This is a genomic window from Neobacillus sp. S1115, assembly GCF_055385565.1.
Map to the genome: position 1 here is coordinate 1 of NZ_AP038275.1, position 12,500 is coordinate 12,500.

Below are 12,500 nucleotides of genomic sequence, written 5' to 3' on the forward strand. Positions count from 1 at the left end.
TCGAAACTCCACATTATTTCCTTATTATATGTTTTCCACAAGCACTGTTCATATTTTAATAAATTAATAGGTTGTACTTACGGATGAAAAAATTTTTCATACCCAATATTGCACCGAATGAGAGATGAATAATTCAAATAGATAACGTTTCTTAGGAGTTTAACGTCATCGGAGTATTTAAATAAAAAGGAGGGAAACTAGTGGAAAATATTGCGGATCTTTGGCATGCGGCCCTTGCCAATATAGAGAAAAAAATCAGCAAACCAAGCTTTGATACTTGGCTAAAATCAACAAAGGCTCATTCCCTTCAGGGCGATTTGCTTGTCATCACAGCGCCAAATGAGTTTGCCCGCGATTGGCTGGAGGAACGCTATTCTCAGCTAATTTCAGGAATTCTTTACGATATTACAGGGGAAGAATTAGCTGTAAAGTTTATCATTCCGCAAAATCAGAAGGAAGAGGAGCTTGAAATCCCGACACCGCCAAAAAAGGCGAAAAAGGATGATGAGCATAACGATTTTCCTTCCAATATTTTAAATTCAAAATATATATTTGATACTTTTGTAATTGGATCCGGAAACCGCTTTGCCCATGCTGCTTCGCTTGCCGTTGCGGAAGCCCCGGCCAAAGCATACAATCCCTTATTTATTTACGGAGGCGTCGGATTAGGAAAAACGCACTTAATGCATGCGATCGGCCATTATGTTTTAGACCATAATCCTTCAGCTAAAGTAGTTTATTTATCATCAGAAAAATTTACAAATGAATTTATTAACTCGATTCGTGACAACAAGGCTGAGAATTTCCGCAATAAATATCGAAACGTGGATGTCCTCCTTATAGATGATATTCAGTTTTTGGCTGGAAAAGAATCAACCCAGGAGGAATTTTTCCATACCTTTAACAGCCTTCATGAAGAAAGTAAGCAAATCGTCATTTCCAGTGACCGGCCGCCAAGAGAAATTCCAACCTTGGAGGACCGCTTGCGTTCACGCTTTGAGTGGGGCTTAATCACAGATATCACCCCTCCAGATTTGGAAACGAGAATTGCCATTTTGCGAAAGAAAGCGAAGGCAGAGGGCCTCGATATTCCTAATGAAGTGATGCTGTATATTGCGAATCAAATTGATTCCAACATTCGTGAGCTTGAAGGGGCACTGATCCGAGTTGTCGCTTATTCTTCGTTAATCAATAAGGATATCAATGCTGATCTGGCAGCGGAGGCATTGAAGGATATTATTCCTTCCTCTAAGCCAAAAGTAATTACCATTCATGATATTCAAAAGATTGTTGGCGAACATTTTAGCATTAAGCTTGAAGACTTTAAGGCGAAAAAGCGGACAAAGTCAATTGCCTTTCCAAGGCAGATTGCGATGTACTTATCTCGTGAATTAACCGATTATTCTTTGCCGAAAATAGGAGAAGAATTTGGCGGCCGTGACCACACCACTGTTATTCATGCTCATGAAAAAATTTCAAAGCTGCTGCTAACTGATTCTCAACTGCAACGGCAAATTAAAGAACTAAATGACCTGTTGAAAATTTAGACCTATTGTGAATAACTTACGAGAATGTATACACAGTCTGTCCACATGTGGATAGGCTGTGTTTCCTTTGAAAAAGTTAGTTATCCACATGTTAACAAGCCCTACTAGTACTTCTACTAATTTTTTTAAAAAAATATTATATGTAATTGCATTAAAAATATTCCTAAAACGGAGGATTTAAACATGAAATTTATAATCCAACGCGACCGCTTAGTTCAAAGTGTCCAGGATGTAATGAAGGCTGTCACATCGAGAACAACCATTCCAATCTTAACGGGGATTAAAATCACCACAACGGACGAGGGAGTAACCTTAACTGGAAGTGATTCTGATATTTCAATTGAATCCTTTATTCCTAAAGAAGACGCCGGCGATGAGATTGTCGAAATTAAACAAACAGGCTCCATTGTTTTGCAGGCGAAGTTTTTTAGCGAAATCGTGAAAAAGCTGCCAACAGATTCTGTCGAAATTGAAGTATTAAACCACCTGCAAACCGTTATTCGTTCCGGTAAATCAGAATTTAACCTGATTGGTTTGGATGCAGAGGAATATCCACACCTGCCACAGATTGAAGAAAATAATAAATTCCATATTGCCACTGACCTATTGAAGGCAATGATCAGACAAACTCATTTTGCGGTGTCCACATCTGAAACACGGCCAATCTTGACAGGTGTAAACTGGCGAATTGAGAATGGCGAATTAACCTGTATTGCAACAGATAGCCATCGCCTTGCACTCCGCAAAGCTAAAGTAGAAATGGAGACGAGTGATAGCTACAACGTTGTCATTCCAGGAAAAAGCCTGAATGAGCTTAGCAAAATTATTGATGACTCGAATGAGCAAATTGATATTGTCATTACCGAGAATCAAATTTTGTTTAAAGCAAAGCACCTTTTATTTTTCTCAAGATTGTTGGAAGGAAACTATCCTGATACATCAAGATTGATTCCGAATGAAAGCAAAACGGATGTCACTGTCAACACAAAGGAATTTTTACATGCTATTGATCGTGCTTCCCTTTTAGCACGCGAAGGCAGAAATAATGTGGTTAAGCTATCTACCATTGAGGGAGGAATCATTGAAATCTCCTCCAATACTCCAGAAATCGGGAAGGTTGTCGAAGAAATCCAAAGTGAATCGATTGAGGGAGAAGATTTAAAAATTTCTTTCAGTGCTAAATACATGATGGATGCGTTGAAGGCTCTTGAAGGAACGGACATTAGAGTGAGCTTTACTGGGGCCATGCGTCCATTCCTGATCCGCCCGCTTCATGATGAAACGATTTTACAGCTTATCTTGCCGGTAAGAACATACTAAACATATATAAGCTATTATTCATAGGCCGCCTTTCTTCCACTGGCGGTCTTCTTTTTGACAAACATAAGTTTATTTTTGGTTTCCTTTGTAACTGTTCCGTTTTTTTAGTAAAATAAAGTATTGAGACTTTTTAAGAATTAGGTGATGCGGATGCCTGAAAAAATAAAGCTCGAAGCGGAATTTATAACATTGGGACAGTTTTTGCAGATTGCCGATGTTATTTCTACTGGCGGAATGGCCAAGTGGTTTTTAAGTGAGCATGAAGTGTTTATAAATGGCGAACAGGATCAAAGAAGAGGAAGGAAACTTCGCGCCGGTGACAAAGTCCAAATTCCCGGTATTGGAGAATTTGTGATTACCGAATAGGTAAAGGGACGACGTGTCTTATGTATATTGAAGCATTATCGTTAAAAAACTATCGAAATTATGAAGAGTTATTTATTGAATTTGAAAATAAAGTAAATGTCATATTAGGTGAAAATGCTCAAGGCAAAACCAATGTGATGGAATCCATTTATGTTTTGGCCATGGCTAAGTCCCACCGGACCTCTAATGATAAAGAACTTATTCGCTGGGACGAGGAGTATGCTAAAATAGAGGGTAGGGTTCAAAAACAGTACAGCTCATTGCCTTTACAATTAGTTATTTCAAAAAAGGGAAAAAAAGCACGACTTAATCATATTGAGCAGCAGAAATTAAGCCAGTATGTCGGGAATATGAATGTTGTCATGTTTGCTCCTGAGGATCTTAATTTGGTAAAAGGAAGTCCGCAGGTGCGCAGGCGATTTATTGATATGGAAATTGGCCAGATATCCCCTATTTACTTACATGATATGAGCCAATATCAAAAAATACTTCAACAGCGCAATCATTATCTGAAAATGCTTCAGATAAAAAAACAAACGGACCAAACAATGCTCGAGATCTTAACAGAGCAGTTTATTCAAGTTGCTGTAAAGATTATTGCGAAGAGATTTGAATTCCTTCACTTGCTTGCAAAATGGGCTGGTCCGATTCATAAAGGGATATCAAGGGGCCTGGAAACACTTGAAATCAACTATAAACCTTCCGTAGAGGTATTAGAAGAACAAGATTTGTCGAAAATGGTAACATGCTTTGAAGAAAAGTTCGGAAAGGTGAAGACAAAAGAAATCGAACGCGGTACTACCCTATTTGGCCCACATCGGGACGATTTATTGTTTTTCGTAAACGGAAGAGATGTGCAAACGTTCGGATCACAAGGACAGCAGCGGACGACTGCACTGTCGGTAAAGCTCGCTGAAATTGAATTAATTCAGGCGGAAATTGGTGAGTACCCAATTTTACTGTTGGATGATGTGTTGTCGGAATTGGATGATTATCGGCAATCGCATTTATTAAATACCATCCAGGGTAAAGTTCAAACCTTTGTTACCACAACTAGTGTTGATGGCATAGACCACCAGACATTAAAGGAAGCCTCAACCTTCCAGGTTTCGTCCGGTATTATTCAGAAAGTAGATTGAGGTGGAACATGTATATTCATATCGGGGAAGATCTCAATATTAGGGCAAAGGATATTATCTCCATATTGGACAAAGATAGTGTGAAAAATTCTGAGTTGGCTGGGGAATTCCTGCAGCGGCATCAGGATAAGGTCATCAACCTCTCAAAAAATCCTTTTAAATCAGTTGTGATTACATTTGACAAAGTGTATTTGTCCCCGATAGCCTCCGGAACGTTAAAAAGACGTTCCAGCCAAATGCATTTACAAGAATTTTAATAGCACAATAATTTTTCAAAAAATAAGGATTTATTTGGCAGAAAGTGCAGGTGAATCAAGTGACAATGGATCAAAAAGCAGTTCAGGAGCAGGCATATGATGCCAATCAGATACAAGTGTTGGAGGGCCTGGAGGCTGTAAGGAAAAGACCGGGTATGTACATCGGTTCAACAAGCGGCAAAGGGCTTCACCATCTTGTTTGGGAAATCGTTGATAATAGTATTGACGAGGCACTTGCAGGTTACTGTGACGAAATCAATGTCACGATTGAAGAAGATAACAGCATTACGGTAACGGATAACGGGCGCGGTATTCCAGTCGACATCCAAGAAAAAATGGGCAGACCTGCCGTTGAGGTCATTATGACAGTTCTCCATGCCGGAGGAAAGTTTGGCGGCGGAGGTTATAAGGTTTCAGGCGGACTGCACGGTGTTGGTGCATCGGTTGTTAATGCCCTATCTACTGAGCTTGAAGTCTATGTACATCGCGACGGCAAAATTCACGAAATAAAATTTGAACGCGGCAATGTCGCTTCTGAACTAAAGGTGGTCGGAACAACCGACAAAACCGGAACCATCACCCATTTTAGGCCGGACGGAGAAATTTTCACAGAAACACTTGAGTATGAATTTGACATTCTGGCAACACGCCTTCGTGAACTTGCATTCCTTAACCGAGGAATCAAAATCACCATAGAAGATAAGCGTGTCGAAAATAAACGCAATGAGTATCATTATGAGGGCGGAATTAAATCCTATGTGGAGCATTTAAACCGGACAAAAGAGGTCATTCTTGAAGAGCCTATCTACATGGAGGGCGAAAAGGATGGAATCAGCGTTGAGGTTGCCCTGCAATACAATGAAGGCTATACAGATAACATCTACTCATTCGCCAATAATATTCATACGTACGAAGGCGGAACCCACGAATCTGGTTTTAAAACGGCATTAACGAGGGTTATTAACGATTATGCCAGGAAAAACAATCTGATTAAAGAAAGCGATGCAAACCTTTCCGGTGAGGATGTTCGTGAAGGCCTGACAGCGATTGTTTCGATTAAGCATCCAGACCCGCAATTTGAGGGGCAAACGAAAACAAAACTCGGAAATTCTGAAGTCAGGGCGATAACAGATACCGTTTTTGCTCAGCATTTTGAAAAGTTCTTGTTAGAAAATCCGATGGTTGCTAAAAAGATTGTCGATAAAGGTCTAATGGCGGCAAGAGCAAGGCTCGCTGCCAAAAAGGCAAGGGAATTGACCCGCCGCAAGAGTGCACTAGAAGTATCTAGTTTACCCGGGAAATTGGCAGACTGTTCTTCTAAAGACCCATCAGAAAGCGAATTATATATCGTTGAGGGTGACTCAGCAGGTGGTTCAGCGAAACAAGGACGCGACCGTCATTTCCAAGCAATCCTGCCGCTTCGCGGTAAGATTCTGAACGTTGAAAAGGCTCGTCTTGATCGGATTCTTTCCAATAATGAAGTCCGGGCAATGATTACAGCCATTGGCACTGGGATTGGTGAGGATTTTGATATTGGAAAAGCCCGCTACCATAAAGTCATCATCATGACAGATGCGGACGTCGATGGCGCCCATATTCGTACGCTGCTGCTGACCTTCTTTTACCGCTATATGAGGAAAATTATCGAGGCGGGTTATGTATATATCGCCCAGCCGCCTCTTTACAAAGTGCAGCAGGGGAAACGGATAGAATATGCCTATAACGACAAGGAACTTGACAAGATTTTTGCCGAGCTGCCAAGTCAGCCTAAGCCTAATATTCAGCGCTATAAAGGTTTGGGAGAAATGAATCCTGAACAGTTATGGGAAACAACCATGGATCCAGGTACGAGAACGATGCTTCAGGTAAGTCTTGAAGATGCGATCGAAGCGGATGACACCTTCGATATGCTGATGGGGGAAAAGGTTGAACCACGCCGGAACTTTATCGAAGAAAACGCTCAATACGTGAAAAACTTAGATATATAACATAAATGAAAACTCGCCGATTGGCGGGTCCGGTAGGACGAAGATAGAGGTGTAGTTGAATTTATGCGTTAGGAAATTATAATTTTTGTGGAAATTTATAATTTCCTATTAGCTAAAAAAAGGGAAAAAGGGTAGAGGTGTCCACTATCCTCCTTTTTTATTTTAGGTGACACCCTAATAGGAGGTACCAATTATGGCTGAAACACCAAATTCTCAGGTAAAAGAAATTAATATTAGCCAAGAAATGAAATCTTCGTTTCTTGACTATGCAATGAGTGTTATCGTTTCACGTGCCCTTCCGGATGTTCGTGATGGCCTGAAGCCGGTTCACCGCCGTATTCTTTATGCTATGCACGATCTAGGAATTCATGCGGACAAACCATATAAAAAGTCAGCCCGTATTGTCGGGGATGTTATTGGTAAGTATCACCCGCATGGTGACTCCGCCGTTTATGAAACAATGGTGCGGATGGCGCAGGATTTCAACTATCGCTATATGCTTGTCGATGGCCACGGGAACTTCGGGTCGGTTGACGGTGATGCGGCTGCGGCGATGCGTTACACTGAATCAAGAATGTCGAAAATCTCAATGGAATTATTAAGAGATATTAACAAAGACACGATTGATTATCAAGATAACTATGATGGTGAGGAAAGAGAACCGGTTGTCTTGCCAGCGCGGTTCCCTAACCTATTAGTGAACGGTACAACCGGAATTGCCGTTGGGATGGCAACCAACATCCCGCCTCATCAACTTGGCGAGACAATCGATGCGGTCTTGGCTGTCAGCCATGACCCTGACATTACCACTCAGGAGCTGATGGAGATTATCCCGGGGCCTGATTTCCCTACTGGAGGGATCATCTTAGGCCGAAGCGGCATCCGCAAGGCTTATGAAACCGGACGGGGCTCCATTACAATAAGGGCTAAAGTGGAAATTGAGCAGAAGTCTAATGGTAAAGAGGTCATTATTGTTAATGAGCTTCCCTACCAGGTAAATAAGGCAAAACTGATTGAAAAAATAGCGGAATTGGTCCGTGATAAAAAGATTGATGGCATCACTGACTTGCGCGATGAATCAGACCGCCGAGGAATGCGGATTGTCATTGAAGTTCGTAAGGATGCCAACGCCAATGTTCTGCTGAATAATTTATACAAGCAGACTGCCCTGCAAACCAGCTTTGGAATTAACACCCTAGCACTTGTGAATGGGCAGCCAAAGGTGCTAAGTCTAAAGCAATGTTTAGTCTATTATTTAGAGCATCAAAAGGTAGTCATTCGCCGCCGTACTGCATTTGAATTGCGTAAAGCCGAAGCAAGGGCACATATTTTAGAAGGTCTGCGGATCGCACTTGACCATATTGACGCTATCATTACGTTAATCCGCAACTCGCAAACGACAGATATCGCCCGTGAAGGGTTAATGACCCAATTTAACCTTTCAGAAAAACAAGCCCAGGCCATCCTAGATATGCGCTTGCAGCGTTTAACAGGCTTGGAAAGAGAAAAAATTGAAGATGAATATCAGGAGCTTGTAAAACTCATTGCAGAGTTAAAAGCCATTTTAGCGGACGAGGAAAAAGTCCTTGAAATTATCCGCGAAGAACTTCTTGAAATAAAAGAACGTTTCAATGATAAACGCCGCACTGAGATCGCAGCAGGCGGAATTGAAAACATTGAGGATGAGGATTTGATTCCACGCGAAAACATCGTCATTTCATTAACCCATAACGGTTATATTAAGCGTCTCCCTGTCTCCACGTACCGCGCACAAAAACGCGGCGGCCGCGGAATCCAAGGTATGGGCACCAATGAGGATGATTTTGTCGAGCATTTGATCACAACTTCAACCCATGATACGATTCTCTTCTTTACTAATAAGGGGAAGGTTTATCGTTCCAAAGGTTACGAAATTCCGGAGTACGGCCGCACGGCGAAAGGCATTCCGATTATCAATCTGCTGGGTATCGAAAAAGGTGAATGGGTAAATGCAATTATCCCTGTTGAAGAATTCGTGGACGATTGGTTCCTGTTCTTTACCACAAAAGAAGGTGTCTCCAAGCGGTCACCGTTGTCATCCTTTGCACATATCCGGAATAACGGACTAATCGCCATAAGTCTGCGTGAGGGCGATGAGCTTATTTCTGCCCGTATGACTGACGGCAGCAAGCATATTATTATCGGTACGAGTAAAGGTATGCTGATCCGCTTCCCGGAAACAGATGTCCGTTCGATGGGCCGCACCGCAACAGGGGTAAAAGGCATTACCTTGGACAGTGATGATGAAGTTGTCGGCATGGAAGTGCTTGAGGAAGATAATGAAGTGCTGATTGTAACAAAAAATGGCTATGGAAAGCGGACTGCTGCTGCTGAGTACCGCATTCAAGGCCGCGGCGGGAAAGGTATTAAGACCTGTCATATTACAGATAAGAACGGTGAGCTTGTCTCGATGAGAGCGGTAACCGGCGAAGAGGACTTGATGTTGATTACAACAGGCGGGGTCTTGATTCGTATTGATGTAGCCGGCATTTCTAAAATGGGCCGGAATACACAGGGTGTAAAACTAATCAGCCTTGGCGATGAAAAGAATGAATATGTGGCAACCGTAGCTAAAGTAGAAAAAGAAGAAGTCCAGGAAAATGAAAGTACAGAGGAAACAGAAGAAGACGCATCAGGTGAAAACGCAGATGTGAATCTCAATTCTGATGAAGAATAACATAAACGGAGCACTGTAATAGGTGCTCCGTTTGCTGTATTTAACAGTACTTTTGAATTTATTATGTTTATATAGTAAAAAAATAATTAAAACATGTTGACTTTAACTTAGACGGGTGGTATATTTATAAAGTCGCTTCTGAGCGATAGAGAAATTGACCTTTGAAAACTAAACAAACAAAAACGTCAACAAACAATAATATTCGTTTCATTTGAAACGAAGCCAACGTAACATTTTTGAGCTAATCAACTCAACTTTATTGGAGAGTTTGATCCTGGCTCAGGACGAACGCTGGCGGCGTGCCTAATACATGCAAGTCGAGCGAATCACTGGGAGCTTGCTCCCAGTGATTAGCGGCGGACGGGTGAGTAACACGTGGGCAACCTGCCTGTAAGACTGGGATAACTTCGGGAAACCGGAGCTAATACCGGATAATTTCTTCCCTCGCATGAGGGGAGGTTGAAAGTCGGTTTCGGCTGACACTTACAGATGGGCCCGCGGCGCATTAGCTAGTTGGTGAGGTAACGGCTCACCAAGGCGACGATGCGTAGCCGACCTGAGAGGGTGATCGGCCACACTGGGACTGAGACACGGCCCAGACTCCTACGGGAGGCAGCAGTAGGGAATCTTCCACAATGGACGAAAGTCTGATGGAGCAACGCCGCGTGAGCGATGAAGGCCTTCGGGTCGTAAAGCTCTGTTGTCAGGGAAGAACAAGTATCGGAGTAACTGCCGGTACCTTGACGGTACCTGACCAGAAAGCCACGGCTAACTACGTGCCAGCAGCCGCGGTAATACGTAGGTGGCAAGCGTTGTCCGGAATTATTGGGCGTAAAGCGCGCGCAGGCGGTCCTTTAAGTCTGATGTGAAAGCCCACGGCTCAACCGTGGAGGGTCATTGGAAACTGGGGGACTTGAGTGCAGAAGAGGAAAGCGGAATTCCACGTGTAGCGGTGAAATGCGTAGAGATGTGGAGGAACACCAGTGGCGAAGGCGGCTTTCTGGTCTGTAACTGACGCTGAGGCGCGAAAGCGTGGGGAGCAAACAGGATTAGATACCCTGGTAGTCCACGCCGTAAACGATGAGTGCTAAGTGTTAGAGGGTTTCCGCCCTTTAGTGCTGCAGCTAACGCATTAAGCACTCCGCCTGGGGAGTACGGCCGCAAGGCTGAAACTCAAAGGAATTGACGGGGGCCCGCACAAGCGGTGGAGCATGTGGTTTAATTCGAAGCAACGCGAAGAACCTTACCAGGTCTTGACATCCTCTGACACTCCTAGAGATAGGAATTTCCCCTTCGGGGGACAGAGTGACAGGTGGTGCATGGTTGTCGTCAGCTCGTGTCGTGAGATGTTGGGTTAAGTCCCGCAACGAGCGCAACCCTTGATCTTAGTTGCCAGCATTCAGTTGGGCACTCTAAGGTGACTGCCGGTGACAAACCGGAGGAAGGTGGGGATGACGTCAAATCATCATGCCCCTTATGACCTGGGCTACACACGTGCTACAATGGATGGTACAAAGGGCAGCGAAGCCGCGAGGTGGAGCCAATCCCATAAAACCATTCTCAGTTCGGATTGCAGGCTGCAACTCGCCTGCATGAAGCCGGAATCGCTAGTAATCGCGGATCAGCATGCCGCGGTGAATACGTTCCCGGGCCTTGTACACACCGCCCGTCACACCACGAGAGTTTGTAACACCCGAAGTCGGTGGGGTAACCGCAAGGAGCCAGCCGCCTAAGGTGGGACAGATGATTGGGGTGAAGTCGTAACAAGGTAGCCGTATCGGAAGGTGCGGCTGGATCACCTCCTTTCTAAGGATAATGCAGCCTTTTAGGGCTGATAATAAGGTTGACTGTTTTTTGTTTGTTTAGTTTTGAGAAGTTAATTCTCTTTGAATATGTTTTGTGGGCCTATAGCTCAGCTGGTTAGAGCGCACGCCTGATAAGCGTGAGGTCGATGGTTCGAGTCCATTTAGGCCCACCATTTAATTTTACAGTGAATATTGGGGGATTAGCTCAGCTGGGAGAGCGCCTGCTTTGCACGCAGGAGGTCAGCGGTTCGATCCCGCTATCCTCCACCAATATCGTTCTTTGAAAACTAGATAATCGTAAAAGAAGAAGTAACCAAGTAAGAACCGAGTAATCGCCATTTTAGTTTTTCTCTCTTATTTTTAAGAGTAAGTAAAACCTTTTAGGTTAAGTTAGAAAGGGCGCACGGTGAATGCCTTGGCACTAGGAGCCGATGAAGGACGGGACTAACACCGATATGCTTCGGGGAGCTGTAAGTAAGCGCCGATCCGGAGATTTCCGAATGGGGAAACCCACTGTTCGTAATGGAGCAGTATCTTTACCTGAATACATAGGGTATTGAAGGCAGACCCGGGGAACTGAAACATCTAAGTACCCGGAGGAAGAGAAAGCAAACGCGATTCCCTGAGTAGCGGCGAGCGAAACGGGAACAGCCCAAACCGAAAGGCTTGCCTTTCGGGGTTGTAGGACACTCAACATGGAGTTACAAAGGAACGGGGTAGATGAAGCGGTCTGGAAAGGCCGGCCATAGAAGGTAAAAGCCCTGTAGTTGAAACTTCGTTCCCTCCTGAGTGGATCCTGAGTACGGCCGGACACGTGAAATCCGGTCGGAAGCAGGGAGGACCATCTCCCAAGGCTAAATACTCCCTAGTGACCGATAGTGAACCAGTACCGTGAGGGAAAGGTGAAAAGCACCCCGGAAGGGGAGTGAAAGAGATCCTGAAACCGTGTGCCTACAAGTAGTCAGAGCCCGTTCATGGGTGATGGCGTGCCTTTTGTAGAATGAACCGGCGAGTTACGATTGCATGCGAGGTTAAGTTGAAGAGACGGAGCCGCAGCGAAAGCGAGTCTGAATAGGGCGAATTAGTATGTAGTCGTAGACCCGAAACCAGGTGATCTACCCATGTCCAGGGTGAAGTCCAGGTAACACTGGATGGAGGCCCGAACCCACGCACGTTGAAAAGTGCGGGGATGAGGTGTGGGTAGCGGAGAAATTCCAATCGAACTTGGAGATAGCTGGTTCTCTCCGAAATAGCTTTAGGGCTAGCCTCACGTAGTTAGAGTCTTGGAGGTAGAGCACTGTTTGGACTAGGGGCCCTCATCGGGTTACCGAATTCAGACAAACTCCGAATGCCAATGACTTA

7 protein-coding genes, 2 tRNA genes and 2 rRNA genes (1 of these 11 running past the window's edge) are annotated in these 12,500 nt (G+C 44.0%); all 11 read left to right on the forward strand.

Translation table 11 applies throughout. The features are described 5' to 3' along the window. Positions 1 to 200 precede the first annotated feature (200 nt). A complete protein-coding gene (gene dnaA / locus ACZ5B7_RS00005) occupies positions 201 to 1,547 on the forward strand; it encodes a chromosomal replication initiator protein DnaA (RefSeq protein ID WP_464492199.1) in 1,347 nt (448 codons plus the stop codon). 183 nt (positions 1,548 to 1,730) lie between these two features. Beyond that, the gene (gene dnaN, locus ACZ5B7_RS00010; RefSeq protein WP_213147830.1) at positions 1,731 to 2,867 is read left to right on the forward strand and encodes a DNA polymerase III subunit beta; all 1,137 of its coding nucleotides are present in this window, start codon (positions 1,731 to 1,733) and stop codon (positions 2,865 to 2,867) included. A 150-nt stretch (positions 2,868 to 3,017) separates the two neighbouring features. Continuing rightward, complete coding sequence (yaaA, locus tag ACZ5B7_RS00015; protein ID WP_213147829.1) at positions 3,018 to 3,233, forward strand: S4 domain-containing protein YaaA; 216 nt, start codon at positions 3,018 to 3,020, stop codon at positions 3,231 to 3,233. 20 nt (positions 3,234 to 3,253) lie between these two features. Beyond that, positions 3,254 to 4,372, forward strand: a complete 1,119-nt coding sequence (recF, locus tag ACZ5B7_RS00020) for a DNA replication/repair protein RecF (protein WP_464492200.1) — start codon at positions 3,254 to 3,256, stop codon at positions 4,370 to 4,372. An 8-nt stretch (positions 4,373 to 4,380) separates the two neighbouring features. Beyond that, on the forward strand, positions 4,381 to 4,629 hold the full coding sequence (gene remB / locus ACZ5B7_RS00025; RefSeq protein WP_213116948.1) for an extracellular matrix regulator RemB: 249 nt from the start codon (positions 4,381 to 4,383) through the stop codon (positions 4,627 to 4,629). A 65-nt stretch (positions 4,630 to 4,694) separates the two neighbouring features. After that, a complete protein-coding gene (gyrB, locus tag ACZ5B7_RS00030) occupies positions 4,695 to 6,617 on the forward strand; it encodes a DNA topoisomerase (ATP-hydrolyzing) subunit B (RefSeq protein ID WP_423800269.1) in 1,923 nt (640 codons plus the stop codon). Positions 6,618 to 6,810: 193 nt separating this feature from the next. After that, positions 6,811 to 9,333 (forward strand): DNA gyrase subunit A, encoded by a 2,523-nt coding sequence (gyrA, locus tag ACZ5B7_RS00035; RefSeq protein WP_464492201.1) that lies wholly within the window; start codon positions 6,811 to 6,813, stop codon positions 9,331 to 9,333. A 256-nt stretch (positions 9,334 to 9,589) separates the two neighbouring features. Then, a 16S ribosomal RNA gene (locus ACZ5B7_RS00040) occupies positions 9,590 to 11,139 on the forward strand. A gap of 95 nt (positions 11,140 to 11,234) precedes the next feature. Next, positions 11,235 to 11,311 (forward strand) — tRNA-Ile (locus ACZ5B7_RS00045). 21 nt (positions 11,312 to 11,332) lie between these two features. Further along, positions 11,333 to 11,408, forward strand: a tRNA-Ala gene (locus ACZ5B7_RS00050). A gap of 113 nt (positions 11,409 to 11,521) precedes the next feature. Continuing rightward, positions 11,522 to 12,500 (forward strand): 23S ribosomal RNA (locus ACZ5B7_RS00055); it runs 1,956 nt beyond the window's last position. Together the 16S and 23S rRNA genes with 2 tRNA genes alongside form the textbook arrangement of a ribosomal RNA operon.